The sequence below is a fragment of the Streptomyces sp. NPDC048295 genome, from assembly GCF_040652135.1.
Lineage (GTDB): Bacteria > Actinomycetota > Actinomycetes > Streptomycetales > Streptomycetaceae > Streptomyces.
Map to the genome: position 1 here is coordinate 358,133 of NZ_JBEZLL010000003.1, position 25,356 is coordinate 383,488.

The 25,356-nt window shown below is 71.0% G+C and carries 20 protein-coding genes; 9 read left to right on the forward strand and 11 right to left on the reverse strand.

Going from position 1 to position 25,356, the window contains the following annotated elements; genetic code table 11:
• Nucleotides 1-17 precede the first annotated feature (17 nt).
• The 5 genes from AB0D53_RS06295 to AB0D53_RS06315 all read right to left on the reverse strand — a co-directional run bounded on the left by AB0D53_RS06295 (nt 18) and on the right by AB0D53_RS06315 (nt 5,530).
• Entirely contained in the window at nt 18-1,046 is a 1,029-nt protein-coding gene (locus AB0D53_RS06295) for a hydroxyacid dehydrogenase (RefSeq protein ID WP_362440795.1), read from the reverse strand.
• Between the two features lie 36 nt (nt 1,047-1,082).
• The gene (locus AB0D53_RS06300; protein ID WP_072486674.1) at nt 1,083-1,937 is read right to left on the reverse strand and encodes a carbohydrate ABC transporter permease; all 855 of its coding nucleotides are present in this window, start codon (nt 1,935-1,937) and stop codon (nt 1,083-1,085) included.
• Nucleotides 1,934-2,827 (reverse strand): sugar ABC transporter permease, encoded by an 894-nt coding sequence (locus AB0D53_RS06305; protein WP_362440800.1) that lies wholly within the window; start codon nt 2,825-2,827, stop codon nt 1,934-1,936. Before AB0D53_RS06305 ends, AB0D53_RS06300 begins: the two co-directional genes overlap by 4 nt.
• Entirely contained in the window at nt 2,827-4,155 is a 1,329-nt protein-coding gene (locus tag AB0D53_RS06310; protein ID WP_362440803.1) for a sugar ABC transporter substrate-binding protein, read from the reverse strand. Before AB0D53_RS06310 ends, AB0D53_RS06305 begins: the two co-directional genes overlap by 1 nt.
• A gap of 283 nt (nt 4,156-4,438) precedes the next feature.
• Nucleotides 4,439-5,530, reverse strand: a complete 1,092-nt coding sequence (locus tag AB0D53_RS06315; RefSeq protein WP_362440806.1) for a substrate-binding domain-containing protein — start codon at nt 5,528-5,530, stop codon at nt 4,439-4,441.
• A gap of 241 nt (nt 5,531-5,771) precedes the next feature.
• Between AB0D53_RS06315 and AB0D53_RS06320 the strand changes: the two genes are divergently transcribed.
• On the forward strand, nt 5,772-7,301 hold the full coding sequence (locus tag AB0D53_RS06320) for a right-handed parallel beta-helix repeat-containing protein (RefSeq protein WP_362440809.1): 1,530 nt from the start codon (nt 5,772-5,774) through the stop codon (nt 7,299-7,301).
• A gap of 8 nt (nt 7,302-7,309) precedes the next feature.
• On the opposite strand, the gene AB0D53_RS06325 is transcribed toward AB0D53_RS06320, so the two are convergent.
• Together AB0D53_RS06325 and AB0D53_RS06330 are read right to left on the reverse strand one after the other, a co-directional pair.
• Nucleotides 7,310-8,083 carry an SDR family oxidoreductase gene (locus AB0D53_RS06325; RefSeq protein ID WP_362440812.1) on the reverse strand — a complete coding sequence of 258 codons (774 nt, stop codon included), beginning with the start codon at nt 8,081-8,083 and terminating at the stop codon, nt 7,310-7,312.
• Between the two features lie 35 nt (nt 8,084-8,118).
• Nucleotides 8,119-8,793, reverse strand: a complete 675-nt coding sequence (locus AB0D53_RS06330) for an MOSC domain-containing protein (RefSeq protein ID WP_362441058.1) — start codon at nt 8,791-8,793, stop codon at nt 8,119-8,121.
• 107 nt (nt 8,794-8,900) lie between these two features.
• On the opposite strand from AB0D53_RS06330, the gene AB0D53_RS06335 reads away from it, so the two are divergent.
• Nucleotides 8,901-9,791 (forward strand): LysR family transcriptional regulator, encoded by an 891-nt coding sequence (locus AB0D53_RS06335; RefSeq protein WP_362440815.1) that lies wholly within the window; start codon nt 8,901-8,903, stop codon nt 9,789-9,791.
• A 96-nt stretch (nt 9,792-9,887) separates the two neighbouring features.
• On the opposite strand, the gene AB0D53_RS06340 is transcribed toward AB0D53_RS06335, so the two are convergent.
• A complete protein-coding gene (locus AB0D53_RS06340) occupies nt 9,888-10,220 on the reverse strand; it encodes a WhiB family transcriptional regulator (RefSeq protein ID WP_329818700.1) in 333 nt (110 codons plus the stop codon).
• 413 nt (nt 10,221-10,633) lie between these two features.
• On the opposite strand from AB0D53_RS06340, the gene AB0D53_RS06345 reads away from it, so the two are divergent.
• From AB0D53_RS06345 to AB0D53_RS06360, 4 genes are all read left to right on the forward strand, one after another.
• Complete coding sequence (locus tag AB0D53_RS06345) at nt 10,634-11,245, forward strand: response regulator transcription factor (RefSeq protein ID WP_003948568.1); 612 nt, start codon at nt 10,634-10,636, stop codon at nt 11,243-11,245.
• A gap of 298 nt (nt 11,246-11,543) precedes the next feature.
• A complete protein-coding gene (locus AB0D53_RS06350; RefSeq protein ID WP_072486721.1) occupies nt 11,544-12,119 on the forward strand; it encodes a sigma-70 family RNA polymerase sigma factor in 576 nt (191 codons plus the stop codon).
• Between the two features lie 139 nt (nt 12,120-12,258).
• Nucleotides 12,259-13,761, forward strand: a complete 1,503-nt coding sequence (guaB, locus tag AB0D53_RS06355) for an IMP dehydrogenase (protein ID WP_329818701.1) — start codon at nt 12,259-12,261, stop codon at nt 13,759-13,761.
• A gap of 106 nt (nt 13,762-13,867) precedes the next feature.
• The gene (locus AB0D53_RS06360) at nt 13,868-14,992 is read left to right on the forward strand and encodes a GuaB3 family IMP dehydrogenase-related protein (protein WP_072486665.1); all 1,125 of its coding nucleotides are present in this window, start codon (nt 13,868-13,870) and stop codon (nt 14,990-14,992) included.
• A 70-nt stretch (nt 14,993-15,062) separates the two neighbouring features.
• On the opposite strand, the gene AB0D53_RS06365 is transcribed toward AB0D53_RS06360, so the two are convergent.
• Nucleotides 15,063-15,638 (reverse strand): hypothetical protein, encoded by a 576-nt coding sequence (locus AB0D53_RS06365; RefSeq protein WP_362440821.1) that lies wholly within the window; start codon nt 15,636-15,638, stop codon nt 15,063-15,065.
• A 104-nt stretch (nt 15,639-15,742) separates the two neighbouring features.
• Nucleotides 15,743-17,005, reverse strand: a complete 1,263-nt coding sequence (locus AB0D53_RS06370; RefSeq protein ID WP_362440824.1) for a nucleotide sugar dehydrogenase — start codon at nt 17,003-17,005, stop codon at nt 15,743-15,745.
• A 258-nt stretch (nt 17,006-17,263) separates the two neighbouring features.
• Here AB0D53_RS06370 and AB0D53_RS06375 point away from each other — a divergent pair, with 258 nt between their 5' ends.
• Nucleotides 17,264-18,970 (forward strand): glycerol-3-phosphate dehydrogenase/oxidase, encoded by a 1,707-nt coding sequence (locus tag AB0D53_RS06375; RefSeq protein WP_362440827.1) that lies wholly within the window; start codon nt 17,264-17,266, stop codon nt 18,968-18,970.
• On the opposite strand, the gene AB0D53_RS06380 is transcribed toward AB0D53_RS06375, so the two are convergent.
• The gene (locus tag AB0D53_RS06380) at nt 18,967-20,055 is read right to left on the reverse strand and encodes a serine hydrolase domain-containing protein (protein WP_362440830.1); all 1,089 of its coding nucleotides are present in this window, start codon (nt 20,053-20,055) and stop codon (nt 18,967-18,969) included. The genes AB0D53_RS06375 and AB0D53_RS06380 overlap by 4 nt on opposite strands.
• Before the next feature lie 120 nt (nt 20,056-20,175).
• Between AB0D53_RS06380 and AB0D53_RS06385 the strand changes: the two genes are divergently transcribed.
• A complete protein-coding gene (locus AB0D53_RS06385) occupies nt 20,176-22,164 on the forward strand; it encodes a protein kinase (protein ID WP_362440833.1) in 1,989 nt (662 codons plus the stop codon).
• Between the two features lie 181 nt (nt 22,165-22,345).
• Complete coding sequence (locus AB0D53_RS06390) at nt 22,346-25,246, forward strand: protein kinase (protein ID WP_362440836.1); 2,901 nt, start codon at nt 22,346-22,348, stop codon at nt 25,244-25,246.
• Nucleotides 25,247-25,356: the final 110 nt, after the last annotated feature.

Consider the following 25,356-nt stretch of genomic DNA (forward strand, 5'->3'; position numbering starts at 1 on the left):
GGCTCGGGCGGAGTGGCTCAGGCGGAGTGGCTCAGGCTCCCGGAGTGCACGGGGTCCGCGAAGGGCAGGCCGGCCGCGAAGCGCTCCAGCTCGTCCAGCGCCTGGTCGGCCATCCGGTGCAGCTCATCGCCCAGCGAACCCGCGACATGCGGGGTGAGCAGCACATTGGGCAGGGTGTACAACGGCGATTGCGCGGGCGGGAGTTCGGGGTCCGTCACATCCAGCACCGCTTGCAGGCGGCCGGTCGTCAGCTCGGCCAGCAGCGCCTCCTCGTCGACCAGCGAACCCCGCGCCGTGTTGATCAGCGTCGTCCCGGTCGCCATGGCGGACAGTTGCGCCGCACCGATCAGATGGTGCGTCTCCGGGAGCTGGGGCGCGTGCACCGAGACGACGGAGCTGCTCGCGCACAGCTCGTCGAGCGAGGTGAGCCGCACTCCGAGCCGCGCGGCCTCCGGGCCGTCCACGTACGGGTCGTACAGCAGTACGTCCAGGTCGAAGGGGCGCAGCAGCTCGATCACGCGCCGGCCGATGCGGGAGGCACCGACGATGCCGACCGTACGGCGGTAGTTGCCCGCCCCGTCGAGCTCCGCGAGCCAGTCGTGGTCGGCGCGCAGATCGCGGTAGCGGTGCGCGGTGTGCAGCACCCGCTTGCCGGCGAACAGGATCGTGGCGAGGGTGAACTCGGCGACCGGCAGGGCGTTGGCCCCGGCCGCCGATGTGACGGCGATGCCGCGTTCCCAGCAGGCGTCGGTGATGTGGTGCTTGACGGAGCCCGCGGCGTGCACCACGGCCCGCAGCCGGGGCGCGGCCGCCAGGACCCCGGCGGTGAGCGGTGTCGCGCCCCAGCAGGTGAACAGCACCTCGGCCTCGGCGAGGGCGGCGGCCACCTCGGGCGTCGGGGCGGCCAGGTCGTGGCCGACGAGGTACGGGTCGGTACGGGTGAGCTCGGCCAGCCGGGTGCGGTGGCGGTCGGCGAGGAGGCGGTCGGCGATGCCGGGGCCCATCGCGAGCAGGGCCGTCGGCCGGTTGTCAGTGGCGTGGGGCATGGTGGAACTCGTACTCCTCAGGGCTCGCGGTGAGAGTCACTTGACGCTGCCGGCGGTCAGTCCGGCCTTCCAGTGCCGCTGCAGCGAGACGAAGGCGACGATCAGGGGGATGACGGCGAGGAGCGAGCCGGTGACGACGAGCGGATAGAAGCTCGGCTCGCCGTGGGTGTTGGTGTTCCAGGAGTACAGGCCGAGGCTCAGCGGGAAGAGCTTGCGGTCCGAGAGCATCACGAGGGGGAGGAAGAAGTTGTTCCAGATCGCGGTGAACTGGAAGAGGAAGACCGTCACGAAGCCCGGCATGACCATGCGCAGTCCGATGGACCAGAAGACGCGCAGCTCGCCGGCCCCGTCGATACGGGCGGCCTCCAGGGCCTCGTTCGGTATGTAGCCGGTGCTGAACACCCGCGCGAGATACACGCCGAACGGGTTGACCAGCACCGGGATCAGCACGGACCAGTAGGTGTTGACCAGGCCGGTCTTGGAGGCCAGGAGATACATCGGCAGGGCGAGCGCCGTGGTCGGCACGAGCACACCCATCAGTACGAGGCCGAAGAGCTTCTCCTTGCCCCGGAATTCGTACTTGTCGAAGGCGTATCCCGCGGCCACGCAGATCAGCGAGCAGACGATCGCCCCGCCGCCCGCGTACATGAGGCTGTTGAGGTACCAGCGGAAGTAGATGCCGTCGCCGTAGGAGGCCAGGTCGGACAGGTTCTGGCCGAGGTTGAAGCCCTCGAAGGAGAAGGCGTTGCCGGCGAGCAGACCGCCGGTGTCCTTCGTGGCGGCGGTGACCAGCCAGACGAGGGGGAAGAGCATGTAGACGACGGCGAGCACGAGGAAGCCGTTGACGGCGGTCTTCGACATCCAGCGGCCGCGGGAGGCGGGGGAGTTCATGCTTTCTTGCCCTTCCGGCCGGTGAAGCGGGTGACGACGAAGGACAGCAGCGCGGCCGTGAGCGCCAGCAGGATGGAGGCGGCCGCGGCGAGACCGTAGTCGTTGCGCTCGAAGGCCGCGGTGTACGCGTACATGTTCGGCGTCCAGGTGGAGGAGACGGCCGATCCGGTCCCCTTGTTGAGGATCAGCGGCTCGGTGAACAGCTGGAGCGAGCCGATGACCGTGAACAGCGCGACCATCACGAGGGAGGAGCGGATCAGCGGCACCTTGATGGAGAGCGCGGTGCGCCAGGCACCGGCCCCGTCGACCGTGGCCGCTTCGAGTACGGAGCGGTCGATGGCCTGCAACGCGGCATAGAAGATCACCATGTTGTAGCCGAGCCACTCCCACAGCGCGATGTTGACGACGGAGGGAAGGGCGCCTTCGGGGGAGAAGAAGTCGAAGCCGATTCCGCCAGACTCCATGGCGCTGACCACCGGGCTGAGCTGCGGGGTGTAGAGGTACACCCAGATCAGCGCGGCGATGATGCCGGGCACGGCGTGCGGCAGGAAGAGCGCGAGCTGGAAGAACCGGCGGGCGCGGGCCAGCGTGGAGTCCAGCAGAAGGGCGAGGGCGAGGGCTCCGACGAGCAGCAGCGGAATGTAGAACAGGCAGTATCCGAGGAGTACGCCGAAGCCCTCGCGGAACGCCCGGTCGCCCAGGGCCGCCGTGTAGTTGTCGAGTCCGCTGAAGACGGTCTCGGTGCCGCCGAAGCCCAGGCCGGACTGCTTCTCGGTGAACAGGCTGAGCCAGACCGCGTAACCGATCGGCAGCACCATGGCCACGGTGAACAGTACGAAGAAGGGCCCCAGCAGGATGGCGGCGGCTCTGTTCGTCCGGGCGCGCTTCATCAGCCTGCGTCCTCGACCTTCAGACCGCGCTTCTTCAGCTCGGCGACCGTGGCGTCGTGCCCGGCCTTCACGGCGTCCTTGATGGTGGTGCCGCCGCTCGCGACCTTGCCGAACTGGTCCTTCATGGTGGTGTTCGTCGTGCCGGTCGTCGGGCCCCAGCTCCAGTTCTGGCCGATCGACGTCGCGGCGCCCTCGAACACCTGGTAGATGTCCTCGCCGCCGTAGAACCCGGCGTCGAAGGACTTCTTGGCCACCGGGCGCAGGGCCGCCGCGGCCGGGAAGGCGCTCGAAGTGCCGGACTCGATGCGGGCCTTGATGCCTTCCTCGGTGGTCGACATCCAGGTGGCGAACTCGACCGCGGCCTCCGCCTTCTTGCTGGTCCTGGTCACCGCGAAGGTGGAGCCGCCGAGCATGCCGCTGGCCGGCTTGCCGTCCCAGCTGGGCATCGGGGCGACGGCCCACTTGCCGCTCTGCTCGGGGAGCGTGCCCTTGAGGACGCCCGCGCCCCAGGCGGCGCCGAGGTAGCCGACGGTGCCGCCGTTCTTGAGCGAGTTGGTCCACTCGGGGCTGAACGAGGCGTTGGAGCGGATCAGCTCGTCGTCGAGCAGACCCTGCCAGTAGTCGGCGACCTTGTTGGTGGCCGCGTCGGCGGTGCTGACCTTCCAGGTGTCGCCCTCGGGCTTGTACCACTGGGCGCCGGCCTGCCAGGCCATCGCCTGGAAGGTGGTCGGGTCATCGGGGAAGAAGGTGCCGATCCGGGCCTTCTTGTCGGCCTTCTTGATCTTCTCGGCGGCCTTGCGGAACTCGTCCCAGGTCTTGGGGACCTCGACGCCGTACTTCTCGAACAGGTCCTTGCGGTAGTAGAAGGACTGCGGCGAGGCGTCGAACGGAACGGCCCAGTTCTTGCCGCCGAGCGTCGTCAGCTCGACCGCCTGCGGCAGCAGCTTCTTCCGGATGTCCTCGGTGAAGTACTGGCCGATGTCCTGGAGCGCGCCCTGACTGACGTACTCCGGAAGCTGCGGGTACTCGATGGAGACCAGGTCGGGGGCGTTGCCCGCCTTCACCGCGTTGGAGATCTTGGCGTATCCGCCCGCGTTGCCGGACGGGATCTCCTCGTAGACCACCTTGATGTTCTTGTGCGAGGCGTTGAACGCGTCAACGACCTCCTTGGACCCCTTGGCCCAGCCCCAGAAGGTGATGCTGACGGGCTTGCCGTCGCTTCCGACGGCTGCGTCGTCGTCGCCGCTGCCGCCACAGGCCGTGAGAAGGGCGAGGGCGGTGGCGGTGCCGACTACGGCGAGGGACGTTCTGCTCGGACTGCGGCTCACAGCGAGGCTCCTGAACTGGCGGCGACATTGGCGTTGGCCGTGATCCTTGGACCAGTTGTGACCGAAGTCAAGAGCGAAAGATCGATTGATCGAAAAAAGATCAGATACGTTACGTCCGGAAGCGGGCGGAGTACGCTGCGGAACCGGACGGGAACCCGCTGGGAACCCGCTGGGAACCTGCTGAGAACCGGACGGGAACAGCGCGGGAACCGGCTGCGGGAGCCAGGCGCGAAACCGGGCGGGAAGGCCGCCGCGACGCCTGCTCCCGGGGCCGCTCGCGCGCCTACGGCAGGCGCGCCCCGCACGAGTCCCTGATCCTCAGCTGCGGCAGCAGCGTCAGATGCCGCCGGGGTACGTCCCCGCTCTGGCCCAGCCGCTCCACCAGCAGTTCCGTCGCGTGCCGGCCCACCTCGCGCTTGGGCGGCGCCACCGCCGTCAGCGGGGTGTCCGCGAGCGCCGCCACCTCGTCGTCGTAGGCGATCAGGGCCAGGTCCTCCGGCACCCGCACGCCCAGTTCGGCCAGGCGCTGCACCACCTGGATCGCGTCCACGTCGTTGTGGATCAGCGCCGCCGTCGCCACCCCCGACAGGACCGCCTCGCGCAGCGCCTGCACGGCCTGCTCGAAGGCGTCCGGGGCGAGTTCGGCCGGTACGGAATCGATCACGTCCTGCGGTGCGCGCAGCCCGAGCACGGCCAGGGCCTCCGCGTATCCGGACCGCACCGCGACGGCGGTCGGGGAGTCCGCGCGGGCCATCAGCAGCGGCGCCCCGTGCCCGAGGTCCACCAGGTGGCGGACGGCCAGCAGCACTCCGTGGGCGTGGTCCGAACAGACCCGGTCCAGGCCGTCCAGCGGGGAGCCCGCGGTGGGCCGGCGCTCCAGCAGCACGGTCGGCACGGGCAGCGAGGCGATCCAGTCGCCGAACGCGGCGGGGTCGCCCGGGTCCTGCCAGCCCGGCGCGACCAGCAGCCCCTCGGCGCCCGCGGAGAGCAGCCCCTCGGTGCGGGACTGGTCCTCCTGCGGCCGGTAGTCGGAGATCCGCAGGATGAGCCGGGCACCGGCCTTCGCGGCGGCCTCGTGGGCGCCGCGGATGACCTCCGCGAAGTAGTAGGTCGACGAGGGCGCGAGCATGCCGAGGACCAGACCGCTGCCCGTGGAGCCGGGTCCGGCGGCGGCGCCGGGGACGCTCTCCTGCGGCCAGGACACCGATCCGTGGACCCGGTCGAGGAGGCCGCGGCCGGCCAGCTCCTCCACGTCCCGGCGGGCCGTGACGGGCGAGACGCCCAGCTGCGAGGCCAGGTCCGAGACCCGGGCCGAACCCCGTTCCCGTACCAGCCCGAGCAGGCGGTCATGACGTTCAGCAGCACTTTCGCGCACGGCGGCAGTCCCCTCGCAAGTGTGTGGTCCGGACCCGCTCCCCGATCCGGCCTGGTCCAACAGAAAACCCTAGACCAACTTGATCGAACGATGGGAGTTTCGATCATTCAAACGGTATCCATTGACGTTCGATCAATCCGAGTCCAGGATTCCGGCGGTGCGGGCTTGTCCCGCCCCCACCCCGACTGTCCGCCCCCCCCCGACAGTCCGTCCCGACCCCGACTGTTCGTACGGAGGAATTGTGAGACATCGCGTCACCGCTGCGGCGCTCGCGGCCCTGACGGCCGCCGGCGGCCTGACCGTCGCGAGCCAGACCGCCGCACAGGCCGCGCCCACCGGCCGTACCTTCTACGTCGACTGCGCCGCGGACCCGGCCGGCGCCACCGGCGGCAAGCAGCACCCCTGGACCTCGCTCGCCGAGGCCAACGCGCACACCTACGGCCCCGGTGACCGCCTCCTGTTCAAGCGCGGCGCCACCTGCACCGGCACCCTCGCCCCCACCGGCACCGGCTCCGCCCGCGCCCCGTTCACCATCGCCGACTACGGCAACGGCCCGGCCCGCGCCAGGCTCGACGGCGCGGGCGCCCATGACGTCGTCCTGCTCGCCAACACCCAGTACGTGCAGCTCAAGGCGCTGGAGATCACCAACGCCGACAACCCCGGCAGCGAGCGCAACGGCGTCCGGCTCCGCCTCACCGACTACGGCGTCGCCCGCGGCTTCGACATCTCCGGCCTCTACATCCACGATGTGCGCGGCGGCGACTACAAGACGGTCTCCGGCTCCAGCGCGATCCACATCGCGGTCGAGGGCAGGACGAAGGCCAGCTGGTACGACGGTCTGGACATCGGCAACAACCGCATCGAGGACGTCGACCGCGAGGGCATCTACTTCAAGTCGACCTTCTCCAAGCGCGATCTGGTCGGCGAGCAGCAGGACCCGAACGTGTACCCGGGGAAGTGGACACCCAGCACCGGGGTCCGTATCCACCACAACACGCTGAAGTCCCTGGCGGGCGACGGCATGAAGCTCGACACGACCAGCGGCGCCCGCGTCGACCACAACCGGGTCGACGGCTTCCAGCTCCGCTCGCCCTCCGCCAACGCGGGCATCTGGACCTTCAACACCGACGACACGACCGTCGAGTACAACGAGGTCTCGGGCGGCGGCAACACCCACGACGGGATGTCCTTCGACGCCGACGGCGCCTCCCAGAACACCGTCTTCCAGTACAACTACAGCCACGACAACAAGGGTGGCTTCCTGCTGATCTGCCCGTACAGCGGCGCCAAGACCATCGGCACGGTCGCCCGCTACAACATCAGCAGCAACGACGGCGCCCGCCTCGTGCAGAACTGCTGGGGCCCGATCCTGGGCACCGAGATCTACAACAACACCTTCCACAACAAGGAGCAGATCCCCGGCTACCTCGTCCAGGACGACGCCGGCAGCCCCGCCACCACCCAGCACGAACTGTCCATCCGCAACAACGTCTTCGTGAGCGAGGGCACCGGCGGCTACGCCTTCAAGAACCCGACCCCCGGGCTCTCCTTCGACCACAACGCCTTCTACGGCATCGACATGACCCGCCCGAACCCCGGCGGCATCACGGCCGACCCGAAGCTCCGGGCCGACTTCCGGCTCGGCGCCGGCTCGCCGGCCCTCGCCGCCGGAGCCGTCATCGAGAACAACGGCGGCAAGGACTACTTCGGCAACGTACTGAAGCCCGGCGCCCCCAACATCGGCGCCTACGCGGGCCGCGGGATGCGGTAACCGACCGCTCACCGAGGACCGTACTTGCGGCCTGTCTTGGAGGTGACCCCTCCGAGCAGGCCGCGCGGCGTCACCTTCACGAGCCCCATCAGCGCCTTGTACCGGGGATCGGGAACCGAGACCGACTTGCCGCGGGCCAGATCGGCCAGGGCCGTCTCCACCAGCTTGTCCGCGTCGAGCCACATCCAGCCCGGGATGTTGCCGGTTCCCATCCCGGCCCGCTGGTGGAACTCCGTCCGAACGAACCCCGGGCACAGCGCCATCAGCCGCACCCCCGAACCGGCCATGTCCTTCGCCGCGCCCTGGGTGAACTGCACGACCCATGCCTTGGACGCGCCGTACGTCCCGCGCGGCACGAACGCGGCCACCGAGGCCACGTTGACCACCCCGCCCCGGCCGCGCTCCCGCATCCCGGCCGCGGCCGCCGAGGTCAGCCGCAGCACCGCCTCGCAGTGCACCTTCAGCATCTTCAGCTCATCGGCCATGGGCACTTCCAGATACTGGCCCTTGTTGCCGAACCCGGCGTTGTTGACCAGCAGGTCGACCGGGTGCCGACGGTCCGTCAACCGGTCCTCGACCGCGCCGATCCCCTCGTCCTCGGACAGATCGGCCCTCAGGACCTCGGCCTCGATGCCGTGCCGGTCGTGCAGCTCGGTCGCCTGCTCGCGCAGCCGCTCGGCGTCCCGCGCCACCAGCACCAGGTTGTGCCCGTCGGCCGCGAGCCGCCGCGCGAAGGCGGCACCGATCCCCGCGGTCGCGCCCGTAATCAGTGCAGTCGTCATACGCGGCACGTTAGTGCCTGTCCGCCACGCCGTGATCAGCTGTCCGCCGCCGGCTTCCCGGTGTACTTCAGCGCGGCACGCAAGGCCTCGGGATGCAACGCGTCCCCGGCCGCGAGCAGTTCGGGCAGCAGCTCCCGCCGCGTCGTGGAGGCGAGGAACTCCATTCGCACGGTGACGTCGTGGTCCGGGCGGTGCACGATCTCGACCGGGTCCCCGGCCCGGATCTCACCCGGCTCGATCACCCGCAGGTAGGCGCCCGGAGCGGCCGCCTGCGTGAACCGCCTGACCCAGCGCGGCTCGTCGAGATGACCGGCGAACGTACGGCACGGGATCCGGCCCGACGTCACCTCCAGCACCAGAGCGGGGCCGATCCGCCAGCGTTCGCCGATCCTCGCGCCGCTCACATCGAGCCCGGCGGTCGTCAGGTTCTCGCCGAACGCGCCATTGGCCAGCGGGCGGCCGAGCTCCCGCTCCCAGCCGTCGAGATCCTCACGGGCGAAGGCGTACACCGCCTGGTCGGAGCCGCCGTGGTGGCGCAGGTCGCACACCGCGTCCCCGGCCAGGCCACTGCCGCCGGTGCCCTTGGGCCCGGGGTCGCTGACGAGTACGGAGCCCTCGACGGGCCGCTTGTCGATGCCGGTCAGGCCCGCGGGGGCGTCGGTGTGGCCGACGGCCTCCGGCCGTCCCGTGTTCACGCTCAGCAGCCGCATCGGCTCTGCCGGTTCCATGGATGTCATAAGAGAACGCTAACCACTCGCCCCCCAAAGAAGCGCGGCAATAATTCACATACGATCCAAGATTCGCTTATGGTTGAGGGGTGATCGAAGCCCGTCATCTCCGTGTCCTGCGCGCCGTGGCCGCCACCGGCTCGTTCTCCGCCGCCGCCCGCGAACTGGGCTGCACCCAGCCGGCGGTCAGCCAGCAGATGAAGGCCCTGGAGGCCTCCGCGGGCACCACGCTGCTGATCCGTACGGGACGCGAGATGCGCCTCACGCAGGCGGGCGAGGCCCTCGTCCGGCACGCCTCCGGCATCCTCGCCGGGCTCACCGCCGCCGAGGAGGAGGTCGCCGCCATCGCCGGGCTGCGGGTCGGCCGGGTCCGGCTCGTCTCGTTCCCCAGCGGCAGCTCCACCCTGGTCCCCGGTGCCCTCGCCGCACTGCGTGAGGCCCATCCCGGCACCCGGGTCTCGCTGGTGGAGGCCGAGCCGCCGCGCTCGGTCGAGATGCTGCGCGAGGGCGACTGCGACATCGCGCTGGCCTTCCGCTACGGCACCTCCGGCACCGAGTGGGACGACCTGGTCGTCCGCCCGCTGCTCACCGACCGGCTGATCGGCCTGGTCCCCGAGGGACACCGGCTCTCGCGCTCGGCCGCGGTGGACATCGCCGACCTGGCCGGGGAGTCCTGGATCGCGGGCTGCCCGCGCTGCCGCCGTCAGCTGGTGGAGGTCTGCGAGGAGTCGGGCTTCACTCCCCGGATCGACTTCGCCACCGACGACTACCCGGCGGTGGTCGGCCTGGTCGGTGCCGGACTAGGGGTGGCCGTGCTGCCCGAGCTTGCGATCGAGTCGGTACGCCCCAAGGGGGCGCGCACCGTGACGGTGGAGCCGGCCATCGAGCGCGAGATCGTCGCGCTGACCCTGCCCGACCTGGCCCAGGTCCCGGCGGTCGCGGCGACCCTGGACCGGCTGTCCCTGGCGGCCGCCCGCTGAGCGGCCTGCCGATGGCCCGGCCCCGAGGTCATGCCCTCGCCGTGGCCGGGTGAATTGCCGAAACGATTCTGTTGTTGCGGTACGGGTACGGCGGGATCAGCCGTGCCCGGACGGGGACGGAACGCCCGAGGGTGCCGCCGCGATCAGCCGGCTGCGGGCCCGTCCCATGAGCTCCTCGCGCTCGTCCTCGGTCAGTCCGCCCCACACTCCGTAGGGCTCTCGCACCGCCAGGGCGTGTGCCGCGCACTCGGCGCGTACCGGGCATCGCATGCAGACCTCTTTCGCCGAGTGCTCGCGGGCGCTCCGTGCTGCCCCGCGTTCACCCTCCGGGTGAAAGAACAGCGAGCTGTCCACTCCGCGGCAGGCCGCCAGCAGCTGCCAGTCCCAGAGATCGGCGTTGGGTCCGGGAAGGCGGGAGAAATCTGCCATTGCTTGTCCCCTCGAAACCATGCTGAGTCGGAAACGTCGTTGTCGTCCGTCATCGACCGTGCCCACGACCGTACATCTACTGTGTAAGTAGATGTAAATATGACTGATTGCGAATCTATCCACAGACACCAGCAAAAGGGAAGAAAACCCGCTAAATGGGGCATACCTTCATACGAAGTTTCGGTTGAGCGTTGGATGATCCGCGCCGGTTCTCCTCCGTGTGCGCTTCCTCACGTAGAGTGCCGAACCCGCTTGTCCGACCCGTAACTCTTTCGAGTGACCGTCGTTGAGAGGGCGGAAGCGGTTGACGAAAAAAGCGATCGGGCAGGTGTCCGAGAGTGTCAACCGCACAGGTGACGACATGTAACAGCCTGGAGGCTCAAGGTGACGCGCATCAGCTGCGGAGGACGGTCATGACATCCGTCCTCGTCTGCGACGACTCCCCGCTTGCCCGGGAAGCGCTCCGTCGGGCGGTCGCGACCGTGCCCGGCGTCGAGCGGGTGACGACGGCGGCCAACGGCGAGGAAGTCCTCCGCCGCTGGGGCGCCGACCGTTCGGATCTGATTCTGATGGACGTACGCATGCCCGGTCTGGGGGGTGTGGAGACGGTCCGGCGGCTGCTCTCCGCCGACCCCGGCGCCAGGATCATCATGCTGACCGTCGCCGAGGACCTGGACGGGGTCGCGCTCGCGGTCGCCGCCGGCGCCCGCGGCTATCTGCACAAGGACGCCTCCCGTGCGGAGCTGCGCGCCACCGTCACCCAAGCGCTGGCCGATCCGACGTGGCGGCTCGCCCCGCGCCGGCTGCGGTCGGCCGAGATGGGTGCGGCGCCGACGCTCACCGCGCGTGAGATCCAGGTGCTCGAAGGAATGAGCCACGGCCGTTCGAACGCGGAGATCGGCCGTGAGCTGTTCCTCTCGGAGGACACCGTGAAGACGCACGCCAGGCGTCTGTTCAAGAAGCTCGGGGCCTCGGACCGGGCACACGCCGTGGCGCTCGGCTTCCGCTGGGGCCTGGTCCGCTGAGGTCCGGCCGTGGCCGGACCCCGATCGGTTTCCCCGTCCGCGTTCCGGCGGACGGGGCGACGTGACCGACGTGCGCGGGGCGGGCTCCGCTTCACCTGTGGAGCCCGTCGCGACGACGGTATGTGAAGCTTCCCGGCCGATGCCGCATCCTTGAGATGTGGAGTTCCTCGGGAACGATTCGGTCGAGCGGAAGGGGAGGGCGCAGGACATGACTTCCGGCGCACCCGCTCATAACGCTTCGGTGCACAACTACGGACGTGGCAGCACGGATGACGCGGCTCCGGGGCACCATGGTCCGATGCGCGACGACGAGACGACGGGAATCGGTGCCCTGGTGCACCGTGCCGTCGAGGGCGACGCGCAGGCCACCCACGATCTGCTGGCCCATGTCCATCCCCTCGCGCTGCGCTACTGCAGGTCCCGGCTGAACCGGCTGCCCGGTGATGCCCGCCACTTCGTGGAGGACCTGGCGCAGGAGGTCTGTGTCGCGGTGCTGATGGCGCTGCCGCGCTACAAGGACACCGGCAGACCCTTCGAAGCCTTCGTGTTCGCCATCGCGGGCCATAAGGTCGCCGATCTCCAGCGGGCTGCCATGCGGCACCCGGGATCGACGGCCGTACCGTCCGACGAGATGCCCGAGCGCCCGGACGATTCGCTGGGGCCCGAGGAGCGCGCCCTGCTCAGCAGCGATGCCGCCTGGGCGAAGAAGCTCCTCGCCAACCTCCCGGACAACCAGCGCGAGCTGCTCGTCCTGCGGGTCGCCGTCGGGCTGACCGCCGAGGAGACCGGACAGATGCTGGGCATGTCGCCGGGCGCGGTCCGGGTCGCCCAGCACCGCGCCCTGAGCAGGCTGCGGGCCCTCGCCGAGCAGTGAGCGGACCCGGCCGGACCCGTACGGAAGGTTCCGTACGAAGCTACAGAACCTCTGGGTGATCTTGCTCGTGGAATGAGACACCCCCGAAGGCCGTTAGCATGGACATCCGCACCGATCAAGGCCATTTGGGGAAGGTGTCATGACTGCAAACGTCGACGGAGTGCCCGAGAAATTCGCGACGCTCGGGCTGACATACGACGACGTGCTGCTGCTGCCCGGCGCATCCGAAGTGCTGCCCAACGCAGTCGACATCTCGTCCCGCATCTCCCGCAACGTACGCGTGAACATTCCGCTGCTCTCCGCGGCGATGGACAAGGTCACCGAGTCCCGCATGGCCATCGCCATGGCGCGGCAGGGTGGCGTCGGTGTGCTGCACCGCAACCTGTCCATCGAGGACCAGGTCAACCAGGTCGACCTCGTGAAGCGCTCCGAGTCCGGCATGGTGACCGACCCGATCACCGTGCACCCGGACGCGACGCTGGCCGAGGCCGACGCGCTGTGTGCCAAGTTCCGCATCAGCGGCGTCCCGGTGACCGACCCGGCGGGCAAGCTGCTCGGCATCGTCACCAACCGCGACATGGCGTTCGAGTCCGACCGCGGCCGCCAGGTGCGCGAGGTCATGACGCCGATGCCGCTGGTGACCGGCAAGGTCGGCATCTCCGGCGTCGACGCCATGGAGCTGCTGCGCCGCCACAAGATCGAGAAGCTTCCGCTGGTCGACGACGCGGGCGTGCTCAAGGGCCTCATCACGGTCAAGGACTTCGTGAAGGCCGAGCAGTACCCGAACGCGGCCAAGGACGCCGAGGGCCGTCTCCTCGTCGGCGCGGCCGTCGGGGCCAGCCCCGAGGCCCTGGAGCGCGCACAGGCTCTGGCCGGGGCAGGTGTGGACTTCCTCATCGTCGACACCTCGCACGGACACAACAGCAACGCGCTGAACTGGATGGCGAAGATCAAGTCCAGCGTCGGCGTCGACGTCATCGGCGGCAACGTCGCGACGCGTGACGGCGCGCAGGCCCTGATCGACGCCGGTGTCGACGGCGTGAAGGTCGGCGTGGGCCCCGGTTCCATCTGCACCACGCGCGTGGTCGCCGGTATCGGCGTCCCGCAGGTCACCGCGATCTACGAGGCCGCTCTCGCCGCCCGCGCGGCCGGCGTCCCGGTCATCGGGGACGGCGGTCTGCAGTACTCCGGCGACATCGGCAAGGCGCTCGCCGCCGGTGCCGACACGGTCATGCTGGGCAGCCTTCTCGCGGGCTGCGAGGAGTCTCCCGGCGAGCTCCTCTTCATCAACGGAAAGCAGTTCAAGTCGTACCGCGGCATGGGCTCCCTCGGGGCGATGCAGTCCCGAGGGCAGGGCCGCTCGTACTCCAAGGACCGCTACTTCCAGGCCGACGTGGCCTCGGACGACAAGCTGGTGCCCGAGGGCATCGAGGGCCAGGTGCCCTACCGCGGCCCGCTGGCCAACGTGCTGCACCAGCTCGTCGGCGGCCTCCGCCAGACCATGGGCTATGTGGGCGCCGCCTCCATCGACGAGATGGAGACCAAGGGCCGCTTCGTCCGCATCACGTCCGCGGGGCTCAAGGAGAGCCACCCGCACGACATCCAGATGACGGTCGAGGCACCGAACTACAGCAGGAAGTAACGCGACTGCACGGCGGAGGGGCGGGTCCGGGGTTCCCGGGACCGCCCCTCCGCCGTGTGTCGGGGATACTGGACAGCGCAGACGTAGAGGGAAAGGCCACACCATCGTGACTGAGATCGAGATCGGGCGCGGCAAGCGCGGCCGCCGGGCGTACGCATTCGACGACATCGCCGTCGTTCCGAGCCGCCGTACCCGCGACCCGAAGGAGGTCTCGATCGCCTGGCAGATCGACGCCTACCGTTTCGAGCTGCCCTTCCTGGCCGCTCCCATGGACTCCGTGGTCTCCCCGCAGACCGCGATCCGCATCGGTGAGCTCGGCGGCCTCGGCGTCCTCAACCTCGAAGGGCTGTGGACCCGGCACGCCGACCCGCAGCCGCTGCTCGACGAGATCGCCGAGATGCCCGTCGAGTCGGCGACCCGCCGCCTCCAGGAGATCTACTCCGCGCCGATCCAGGAGGAGCTGATCGGGCAGCGCATCAAGGAGGTGCGCGACTCCGGAGTCGTCACCGCCGCCGCGCTCTCCCCGCAGCGCACCGCGCAGTTCTCCAAGGCCGTCGTCGACGCGGGCGTGGACATCTTCGTCATCCGCGGTACGACGGTCTCCGCCGAGCACGTCTCGGGTGCCGCCGAGCCGCTCAACCTCAAGCAGTTCATCTACGAGCTGGACGTCCCGGTGATCGTCGGCGGCTGCGCCACGTACACCGCCGCCCTGCACCTGATGCGTACCGGTGCGGCCGGTGTCCTCGTCGGCTTCGGTGGCGGCGCCGCGCACACCACGCGCAACGTCTTCGGCATCCAGGTCCCGATGGCGACCGCCGTCGCCGATGTGGCCGGCGCCCGCCGCGACTACATGGACGAGTCCGGCGGCCGGTACGTGCACGTGATCGCGGACGGCGGCGTCGGCTGGTCCGGCGACCTGCCGAAGGCCATCGCCTGCGGCGCGGACGCCGTGATGATGGGCTCCCCGCTGGCCCGTGCGACGGACGCGCCGGGCCGCGGCCGGCACTGGGGCATGGAGGCCGTCCACGAGGACGTGCCGCGCGGCAAGCTGGTGGACCTGGGCTCGGTCGGCACCACCGAGGAGGTCCTGACCGGCCCCTCGCACACCCCCGACGGCTCGATGAACATCTTCGGCGCGCTGCGCCGGGCGATGGCGACGACGGGGTACAGCGACCTCAAGGAGTTCCAGCGCGTCGAGGTCACGGTGGCGGACTCGCAGCACCGCCGCTGAACGTCTCGGGCATGACGGGAGGGCCCGGACCGCGACGGCGGTCCGGGCCCTCCCGTGTGTGCGTCCGTGACTACTCGGCGGCCTTCTTGGCGCCGGAGAACGCGGCGACGGCCGCGATGACGAAGAAGACGTACGTGAGGAAGTTCGAGTCGGCCTTCCACGCCTCGTTCAGCAGGCTGAAGTGGTCGAAGAAGAGCTCGGAGACGGTGACCGGGAGTTCCTTGGCCGCGATCATCGCCTCGCCGAGCAGCTGGCCGAAGTAGACGGCGACCAGCGAGAGCAGGGCGCTGACGACCGGCAGCGCGGGGTTGCGGCCGCCGACCTTGCCCGAGGCGAAGCCGACGACGAAGCCGACACCCACGGCCGCGTAGCCGATCTCGTGCTTGGTGGCGCCGATGATGGCGCCGTAGATGGCCGCGGCGACGACGGCCGCGACGACGGCGGCGACCAGGCCGAGGCCGATGTTGTCGCGTGCGGGGGCCGGCGGGGTGAAGGGCGCGCCGCCGAACGGGGCGCCGGGCTGCTGGCCCGCGAAGGGGTTGCCGCCGGGCTGGGCGCCGGGCTGCTGGCCCGCGAACGGGTTGCCGCCGGGCTGGGCGTTGTACGGCTGCTGCGGCTGGTCCGACGGTGGCACGGGCTGGCTCATGGTGATATCCCCCCTGGGACGGATGCGCACGACTGTGCGAGAAGTGACGCCGCAGGCTAGCAGCAGCCTGTGACATCTCCTACCGAAATCCTGGGGAGAGATGTTTAAAGCCGGTGTGCGGCCCCCGCCGGGGTCGCGCCCCGGGTGTCCAGGAGGAGTTGGGCCTTCACGGCGAGGCCCTGGAGGTCGTACGTACGGTGGTGCTGGAGCAGCACCGTGAGGTCGGCGCTGGACGCCGCTTCGTACAGGGAGTCGGCACGCGGCACCGGGAGCTCGCGCACCCGCCAGTCCAGGACGTGCGGGTCGTGGTAGCCGATCTGGGCGCCCATGTTCATCAGCCGGCTCGCGATCTCCCGGGCGGGGGAGCCCTCCTGGTCGGCGAGGTCGGGCTTGTAGGTGACCCCGAGCAGCAGGACCCGGGCGCCGCGGACGGACTTGCCGTGTTCGTTCAGCAGGGTGGCGCAGCGCTGGATCACGTACTGCGGCATCCGGTCGTTGATCTCCTGGGCGAGCGAGACCATTCGCAGGGGGTGGCCGGGGGTGCGGCTGTTGTACGGGAGGTAGCCCGGGTCGACGGGGGCGCCGTGGCCGCCGACGCCGGGGCCGGGGCGGAACGGCTGGAAGCCGAAGGGCTTGGTCTCGGCGCACCGGATGACGTCCCACAGATCGACGCCGAGGTCGTGGCAGAGCACCGCCATCTCGTTGACCAGGGCGATGTTGACGTGCCGGAAGTTGGTCTCCAGGACCTTCGTCATCTCGGCCTCGCGCGGCCCGCGGGCCCGGACGACCTTGTCGGTGAGCCGGCCGTAGAAGGCGGCGGCGGACTCGGTGCAGGCGGGGGTGAGGCCGCCGATGACCTTGGGGGTGTTGGCGTAGACGTGGTTCCGGTTGCCGGGGTCGAGGCGGCTGGGGGAGCAGGCGAGGTGGAAGTCGCGGCCGGCGCGCAGCCCCGAGCCCTCTTCCAGCAGCGGCAGCAGGTAGTTCTCGGTGGTGCCGGGCGGCACGGCCGATTCCAGCAGCACGGTGGTGTGCGGGCGCAACCGGGCGGCGAGTGCGCGGGCGGCGTCGCCGACGGCGGTGAGGTCGATGGTGCGGTCGGCGCCGAGGGGGGCGGGCGCGCAGATCACCGCGGTGCGGACCCGGCCCAGTTCGGCCGGGTCGGTGGTGGGCCGGAAGCCGCCCGAGAGCATCCGGCGGATCTCGGAGGCGGTGAGCGATCCCTCGACGGGGGTGCGGCCGGCGGAGAGTTCCGTGTAGGCGTGTGGATCGGTGTCGTAGCCGATGGTCTGCACGCCTGCGGCCACGGCGGCCTGGGCGAGGGGCAGGCCGAGGTGGCCGAGTCCGATGACTGCGAGGTCTGCGGGCATGTGGATGGGCCGTCCTTCCCGGTCGGTCTATGGACCATGAGGGCAGAAAGCGCAACCGCTGTGGACAGCGCAATGTCACACTAGGCTTAAATATGACCTATATGTCGCATTGCTGGCCTTCTGTCGTCCTGGTGTTGTCCACAGGCGGTGGCCGAAGTCGGGGACGGCGGACAGAATCGAGAGGTGGGCACGGGCCGCCCCGACCGGGACGGGGCGTGTCGCCGTGCCGGACCACCCCGATCGACCCGGGAGGCAGCAGTGAGGACAGCGACACTGGGACCTGCGGAACGCGCCGAGGCGCTGGCCGCGATGGCCGAGCGCGAACTGGACGTGCTGGTCGTGGGAGCGGGCGTGGTCGGCGCCGGTACGGCGCTGGACGCGGCGACGAGAGGACTCTCGACCGGCCTGGTCGAGGCCCGCGACTGGGCGTCGGGCACATCGAGCAGGTCGAGCAAGCTCATCCACGGCGGGCTGCGCTACCTGGAGATGCTCGACTTCGCGCTCGTCAGGGAGGCGCTGAAGGAGCGCGGGCTGCTCCTGGAGCGGCTGGCCCCGCATCTGGTGAAGCCGGTGCCGTTCCTCTACCCGTTGCAGCACAAGGGCTGGGAGCGGCTCTACGCCGGTTCCGGAGTGGCGCTCTACGACGCGATGTCGGTGTCATCGGGCCATGGCCGCGGCCTGCCCGTGCACCGGCATCTCTCCCGCCGCCACGCCCTGAGGGTCGCCCCGGCGCTGCGGAAGGACGCCCTGGTCGGGGCATTGCAGTACTACGACGCGCAGATGGACGACGCCCGCTATGTGGCGACCCTGGTGCGCACCGCCGCCGGTTACGGCGCGCATGTGGCCAACCGTGTGCGGGTGACCGGTTTCCTCAGGGAGGGCGAGCGGGTCGTCGGCGTCCGGGTGGAGGACGTCGAGGCGGGCGGGGAGTACGAGGTCAGGGCCAAGCAGGTGGTCAACGCGACCGGGGTCTGGACGGACGACACCCAGGCGCTGATCGGGGAGCGCGGACAGTTCCACGTCCGGGCGTCCAAGGGCATCCACCTGGTGGTCCCCAAGGACCGCATCCACTCCTCTACCGGCCTGATCCTGCGGACCGAGAAGTCCGTCCTCTTCGTCATCCCGTGGGGGCGGCACTGGATCATCGGGACGACCGACACCGACTGGGACCTGGACAAGGCGCACCCTGCGGCGTCCAGCGCCGACATCGACTACCTGCTCGAACATGTCAACTCGGTCCTGGCCACGCCACTGAGCAGGGACGACGTCCAGGGTGTCTACGCCGGGCTGCGGCCGCTGCTGGCCGGCGAGTCCGACGCCACCAGCAAGCTCTCGCGCGAGCACACGGTGGCGCATCCCCTGCCGGGACTCGTGGTCGTGGCGGGCGGCAAGTACACGACGTACCGGGTAATGGCGAAGGACGCCGTGGACGAGGCGGTGCACGGTCTGGACCAGCGGGTGGCGGCCTGCGTCACCGAGGAGATCCCGCTGCTGGGGGCGGAGGGATACCCGGCGATGTGGAACGCCAGGGCGAGGATCGCGGCCCGCACCGGCCTCCATGTCGCCCGGGTGGAGCACCTGCTCAACCGGTACGGCTCGATGACCGAGCAGCTCCTCGAACTGATCGTCGCCGATCCGGTGCTGGGGGAGCCGCTGCCCTCGGCCGACGACTACCTGAAGGCCGAGATCGTCTACGCCGCCTCGCACGAGGGGGCCCGCCACCTCGACGACGTACTGACCCGCCGGACCCGGATCTCCATAGAGACCTTCGACCGGGGCACGCGCAGCGCCCGGCTCTGCGCGGAACTGATGGCGCCGGTGCTGGGCTGGGACGAGGGGCAGATCGACCGGGAGGTCGAGCACTACGAGAAGCGGGTGCAGGCGGAGCGGGAGTCGCAGCGGCAGCCGGACGACCTCACGGCCGACGCGGCGCGGCTCGGCGCTCCGGACATCGTGCCGATCTAGGAACTCCGGGAGTTCTGCGGCCGGTCGCAGAACTCCGCGTCCAGCAGCGCCGCTTCGAGGGCTTCCGAGTCGGCCAGGGTGTCCGTGTCGACGCGGAAGGTCATGGTGTGGCCACCGTCGCGCGTGGCGGCGGTGCGGACGTAACCGCCCGCGATGTGGCCGTTGTGACCCCAGACGGTGACGCCGCAGGAGAGCTTCTGCGGATAGATGCCCGCGCCGTAGACGCCGTGCGTGGCCCGGGTGTTCAGCAGGACCTTCAGCTGGGCGGGCGCGAGGAGACGGCCGCCCAGCAGGGCCGCGTAGAAGCGGTTCAGATCGTCGAGGGTGGAGATCAGCTCGCCGGCCGCGCCTGCCGTGCGCGGGTCGAGCGCGGTGACGTCGCGCAGGCGGCCGTCGGCCGGGTCGCGGGTGTAGCCGCGGCCGTGCGGGGAGGGCAGCGTGGTACGGGCACCGGGAAGGGAGGTGCCGGTGAGACGGAGGGGGGTGAGGATGCGGTCGCGGATCTCGGTGGCGTAGCCGTGTCCGGTGACCCGTCGGACGACGAGTCCGAGTACGGCGTAATTGGTGTTGGAGTAGGCGTAGTGGCCGGGGGCGACCGTCGGACGGTGGGCCAGGGCCACGTGGACCGCCGCGGTGGCGGAGAGGGGGTGGGCCGAGAGGTCGGCGGTGTAGTCGTAGAGGCCGCTGGTGTGGCTGAGCAGGGCGCGCAGGGTGATGCGGCGGCCGTCGTTGCCGTTGCCGCGCACCAGCCCGGGCAGCAGTCGCTGGACCGTGTCCGACAGGCGCAGCTTCCGTTCCCGGACGAGCTGGAGGACGACCGTGGCGACGAAGGTCTTGGTGATGCTGCCCGCCCGGAAGTGGTCCGCCCGTCGGATGCCGGTCCCCGTCGAGCGGTAGGTGTCGTACGGTGCGGAGGAGGTGCGGCGGGCCAGCAGCGCCGCCGTGGGAGCACCGCCGTCGGCGACGAGCCGGGGGAGATGGGCGGCTGCGGGGGTGAGGTGTGGTTCGCTGGGCAGGGGCACTGTTCCGAGCCCGAACAGCGCCAGCACCAACGGGGCGGCGAACAGCGCCCTGAGTATCGGCATGGCAGGGATTCCCTTCCTCCGGGCACATCATGGCGGCCGTGTGGACCCGGCACCATGGCCGGTGCCGGGGTGAGGGACAATGAACGCTCTGCCAGGGCGGGTTGATCGCAGAGGGGACGCATGTCGGAGGCGGAGCAGGCACGGGAGCCCCAACGGGACAAGGACGGACGTCTCCTTGCGGGGCGCTACCGGCTCGGGGAGGTGCTCGGCCGGGGCGGTATGGGCACGGTCTGGCGTGCCGTCGACGAGACGCTGGGCCGCACGGTCGCGGTCAAGGAACTGCGGTTCCCCTCGGCCATCGACGACGACGAGAAGCGACGGCTCATCACACGCACGCTGCGTGAGGCGAAGGCGATCGCCAGGATCCGCAACAACGGCGCGGTGACGGTCTACGACGTGGTCGACGAGGACGACCGGCCGTGGATCGTGATGGAGCTCATCGAGGGCAAGTCCCTCGCCGAAGCCGTGCGCGAGGACGGTGTGCTGACGCCGAGGCGTGCCGCCGAGGTCGGCCTCGCCATCCTCGACGTGCTGCGCTCGGCGCACCGCGAGGGCATCCTGCACCGCGATGTGAAGCCGTCCAACGTGCTGATCGCCGAGGACGGCCGGGTCGTGCTGACCGACTTCGGCATCGCCCAGGTCGAGGGCGACCCGTCCGTCACCTCCACGGGCATGCTCGTCGGCGCCCCCTCGTACATCTCTCCCGAGCGCGCCCGCGGCCACAAGCCGGGTCCGCCCGCCGACCTCTGGTCGCTCGGCGGACTGCTGTACGCGAGCGTCGAGGGCTCCCCGCCGTACGACAAGGGCTCGGCCATCGCCACCCTGACCGCGGTGATGACCGAGCCGCTCGACCCACCGAAGAACGCCGGTCCGCTGGAGGAGGTCATCTACGGCCTGCTCGCCAAGGACCCAGAGCAGCGGCTCGACGACGCGGGCGCCCGCGCCCTGCTCGACGGCGTGATCCACGCCCCCGAGAAGCCGGACCCGGTGGTGCCCCCGCCCGCCGAGGCCACCCAGGTCATGACGCTGCCCGAGTCGCCGGCCGAACCCCGCGCCAAGGCGGCGTCGAAGGCCACGGAACAGGGCGAGGGCACGCGGGACCGGCTGCGGGGCGCACTGCGCTCGGTACGCAACGCGAAGGGGACACCGGCCGCCGCGGCCTCGGCCACCGTGCCGCCCAAGCCCTCCGGCTCCCCCTCGGCCGGTGGCGCGGGCACCCCCGCGAAGCCGGCCCGGCCCGCGGCCGCCGCGGCCACGGCCTCCACCGTCGTACCGCCGCAGCGCCCGGCGACGTCACCGGTCACCCCGCCCCGGGCGTCCATCACGGACGTGGTCCCGCGCCGCACCCTGGCGATCATCGCGGCGGTGATCGTGCTCGCCGTGATCGGTACGATTCTCGCGCTCACGGTCGGCGGCGACGACACGAACAACGCGGGCGACAAGGGCGGCAAGGGCGACAAGTCCACCTCGGCCGGGCCCTCGGCGTCGACCGGCGGCTCCACGGAGACCGACAGTGGCAGCGGCAAGGACCAGGGCAAGGGCCAGGACCAGAGCGGCGACCAGAGCCAGAGCCAGGGGCAGGGCGAGGGCGAGGACAAGGGCAAGGGCAACGGAAAGGACGGCGACAAGGGCGGCAAGCCGGGTGACGCGCTGCCCGCCGGATTCAAGAAGGTCACGAACAAGAAGTTCCACTTCACGATGGCCATGCCCGAGGACTTCCGGTTCGATACGACGGCGGGCAGCAACTCAGGTGGCATCTACAACGTCAGCGGCGGCTTCCCCCGTGTCCAGGTCGACTACACCGATTCGCCCGGTGGCGACGCGGCCGCGGCCTGGAACGCCGCGAAGCCCGGCGTCGCCGCCAGCAGCAACGGCTACCGCCATCTCAACATCAAGAAGGTCCAGTACAACAGCTACCCGACCGTCGCCGACTGGCAGTTCGAGCGCACCCAGCACGGCCAGCGGGTCCGGGTGCTCAACCGGGGCTTCAAGGTCGACGCCACCCACGGCTACGCGATCATGATCAGCTGCAAGGCGGACGAGTGGGACGACGCGGAGTGCCGGGCGCTGCGCAGGACCGCGTTCGACACCTTCAAGCCCACCGACTGACCCAGGGGGAAAAGGGCCGGGATGCGACGACCCGGCCGCGTGGCCGTCACTTGCCACGTATCGTGAGAGCCTGAAGACCGTACGCAGCCAGAACGGTGGGTCAATTGCACGGTAAGTGACCGCAATTGATGGATCGACGCGGTCTTCGCGGCCGGGGGAAAGCGCGCTCTGGGGAGGCGTCGTGGACGACTACGCGGGTCGGGTGCTTGCCGACCGCTACCGCCTTCCGCTGCCTTCGCACGATGAGTACGAAGCGGTCGAGACCCGGGCGTTCGACACATACAGCGGGCAGGAAGTCCTGGTCCGTCAGGTGCCGTTGCCCGAGGTGGTGGACGCCGAGGTGCTCGACGCCGACGGTCCGGCGCCGATGGCCCGCCGAGCCACCGGCCGGGCCGTGCGCGCGCCCGCGGACCCGGCGGTCCGGCGCGCCGTGGAGGCCGCGCAGGCGGCGGCCCAGGTGCCCGACCACCCCAGGCTCGCCCAGGTCTTCGACGTGTTCGCCGAGGAGGGCTCGCTCTGGATCGTGAGCGAACTCGTCCCGGCCCGCCCGCTCGCCGCCCTGCTCACGGAGCGGCCGCTCAACCCCTTCCGGGCCGCCGAGATCGGTTCCGACGTGCTGACCGCGCTGCGGGTGCTGCACGCCCACGGCTGGACCCACCGGAACATCACCGTCCGCACGGTGCTGATCTGTGACGACGGCCGCGTCGTGCTGACCGGCCTGGCGGCCGGTGCGGCGGAGGAGGCGCTCTGCGGCTACGTACCGACACCGCAGCCCGACGAGGACGAGGACGGATACGGGCACGAGAGCGGATACGGGCACGACGACGAGGACGGCTTCCGCCGCCCGGCGATCGCCGAGGGCCCGGCCGGGACGTACGCACCGCCCCCGCCGGCCATACCGCCCATGCCGGCCGTGCCCGCCCCTCCGGCCGGGGTACCGGTCTCACGCGGCCCGGCGGCGATAGAGGCGGGCCGGGCGACCGGCGGCCCCCACGACGATGACGACACCGATCCGCGCGGTGAGGATCTGCCCGGCGCGGGCCCGTACACGGACGATGCGCACGGCGAGGAACCGTACGGCGAGGACCCGCACGACGACGGCGACCGCCCCGACGGCCCCCGCGGCGGGACGACGGACGCCGCGCACCTGCGGGCGGCACGCGCCGGGGCCATCGCCGCCTACCGCGAGGGCGCCCGCGCCGCCGCACGCGTCACCGAGGACCGGCACCGCACCGGGGCGGCCGGGGCGGAGGACACCGGCAGCCTGCCGGTCCAGCGTTCCGCACGGCCGGAGGGAACCGGACCGGCCGCCCCCCGGAGCCACGCCACCGACGACCGGTACAGCGACGACGCGTACACCGACGACCCGTACAGCGACGACGCGTACACGAAGGGCCCGTACACCGACGACCCGTACAGCGACGACGCGTACACGAAGGGCCCGCACGCCCACGACCCGTACGCCGAGGCATCCCACGCCGAGACATCCCACGACGAGGTCTCCCACGACGACTGGGACGACGACGGCGACGAGGACGGCCGGCCGCCCGCGCGGCGGCTGCATCTCACCGGTTCCTGGAGCGACGGCCCCATGTCCGGGCGCCCCGTCCCCGCCGGAGGCTCGGACGTCCGGCGCCGCGACGACACCCCGGCCCTGCCCGCGCACCTCCCCGGCGGGCAGCGGCAGCCGGACCGCTGGGACGAGGCCGCCGGGAGCGGCCGTACCGGCTCCGCCTACCGGGGCCCCGCCACGCCCCTCGCCGCCGAGCGCGCCCGGCAGGCCCGGATCGCCGTGGTCGGCGCGGTCACCGAGCGCTGGGCGCCCGAGCAGGCCGGCCCTGTCCACGAGAACTGGCGGCTGGCCCCGCCGATCGGACCCGCCACCGACCTCTGGGCACTGGGCGCGCTGCTCTACCGCGCCGTCCAGGGCCACGCCCCCTACCCCGAGGAGAACGCGGCCGAGCTCGTCCAGATGGTGTGCGGGGAGCCGCCCGCCTTCGCCGAGGAGTGCGGCCCGCTGCGCCCCGTCGTCGAGTCCCTGTTGCGTCAGGACCCCACCGAGCGCCCGGACTTCGAGGAGCTGAGCGGCTGGCTGCGCTCCCTGGTGCGTTCGGCGCCCGAGCCCGAGGCCGGGCTGGACGTCGTGCCCCTGCCGTCCGCCGACAGCGCCCGGCTTCCCGTCGTGCGTCGCCGGGGCGAGCTGGTCCGCAGACGGCGCGGCAGGAACGCGGCGCACGGCCGCCACCGCCACACCAGGGGAGCCGACCGGCAGGACGGCCCCGGGCCGGAGAAGGCCGCCCGGACCCCCTACCCTCCCCAGCCCCCGCGGCCGCTGCGCGAGCCCAAGGGCCCCAAGGCACTGCGCACCCCGCCCCGCCCCCAGGACGGCGAGCGGCGGGCGCCGCGGCGGCTCGGGCGGCTGCTCCTGGCGCTGATCCTGCTGGCCCTCGTCGCGGCCATCACGTACGCCGTGATGTTCATGCCCAAGGCGGGCACCGAGCCGGGCAAGGGCTCCACGGGCCCGGCATCGTCGACGTCCGGTTCGCCGGAGCCCGGCACCGGCGACTCCGGGGCCTCGCCGTCACCCGGTGCGCAGCAGCCGCAGACCAGCCGCTCCGCCGTCGCGCTCGCCCCCGGCTACACCCTGCGCAAGGACGCGGAGGGCTTCGAGGTCGGCGTGCCCAAGGGCTGGCAGCGCAGCCCCGCCAACGCGGACCGTCAGATCCGCTACGGCCGCGACGGCTTCAGCCTGCTGATCGTCCCGGGCCGCGACACCGTCAAGGCGGGCGGCGACGACCCGCTGGCGTACCAGGCCGACAAGGAGCTGGAGTTGCAGCAGTTCCGCGACTCCACCTGGTCGGGGTCGAGCGGGCTGCGCCGGATCGACGTCGGGCGACAGGCCATGGCGGAGGGCCAGTTCACCTGGCAGGACGCGTCGGGACGCGAGGTGTACGCCCGCAACCTCGTGATGGCCGTGGGCGGCCGGTACCACATCATCCAGGTCATCGGCCCGGAGAACCGGCGCGAAAAGGTTTCGGACATCTACGAACAAGCCATCTCCTCCTACCGCGTGACGCACTGAACTCTCTCCGTGCATCACCCGGCCGGTGGGAAGCGACAAGCATCACAGTGCGGTCTCGTGGGCGGTGCGAGGTTCCGTGGTCGTGCGTCCGCTCCGTAATCTGGCACCCG

Coding starts and splice junctions, on each gene's coding strand:
- AB0D53_RS06380 (WP_362440830.1), bottom strand. CDS start 20,055: ATGCCGATACTCAGGGCGCTGTTCGCCGCCCCGTTGGTGCTGGCGCTG.
- AB0D53_RS06300 (WP_072486674.1), bottom strand. CDS start 1,937: ATGAACTCCCCCGCCTCCCGCGGCCGCTGGATGTCGAAGACCGCCGTC.
- AB0D53_RS06350 (WP_072486721.1), top strand. CDS start 11,544: ATGCGCGACGACGAGACGACGGGAATCGGTGCCCTGGTGCACCGTGCC.
- AB0D53_RS06345 (WP_003948568.1), top strand. CDS start 10,634: ATGACATCCGTCCTCGTCTGCGACGACTCCCCGCTTGCCCGGGAAGCG.
- AB0D53_RS06295 (WP_362440795.1), bottom strand. CDS start 1,046: ATGCCCCACGCCACTGACAACCGGCCGACGGCCCTGCTCGCGATGGGC.
- AB0D53_RS06305 (WP_362440800.1), bottom strand. CDS start 2,827: ATGAAGCGCGCCCGGACGAACAGAGCCGCCGCCATCCTGCTGGGGCCC.
- AB0D53_RS06365 (WP_362440821.1), bottom strand. CDS start 15,638: ATGAGCCAGCCCGTGCCACCGTCGGACCAGCCGCAGCAGCCGTACAAC.
- AB0D53_RS06330 (WP_362441058.1), bottom strand. CDS start 8,793: ATGCGGCTGCTGAGCGTGAACACGGGACGGCCGGAGGCCGTCGGCCAC.
- guaB (WP_329818701.1), top strand. CDS start 12,259: ATGACTGCAAACGTCGACGGAGTGCCCGAGAAATTCGCGACGCTCGGG.
- AB0D53_RS06325 (WP_362440812.1), bottom strand. CDS start 8,083: ATGACGACTGCACTGATTACGGGCGCGACCGCGGGGATCGGTGCCGCC.
- AB0D53_RS06385 (WP_362440833.1), top strand. CDS start 20,176: ATGTCGGAGGCGGAGCAGGCACGGGAGCCCCAACGGGACAAGGACGGA.
- AB0D53_RS06340 (WP_329818700.1), bottom strand. CDS start 10,220: ATGGCAGATTTCTCCCGCCTTCCCGGACCCAACGCCGATCTCTGGGAC.
- AB0D53_RS06370 (WP_362440824.1), bottom strand. CDS start 17,005: ATGCCCGCAGACCTCGCAGTCATCGGACTCGGCCACCTCGGCCTGCCC.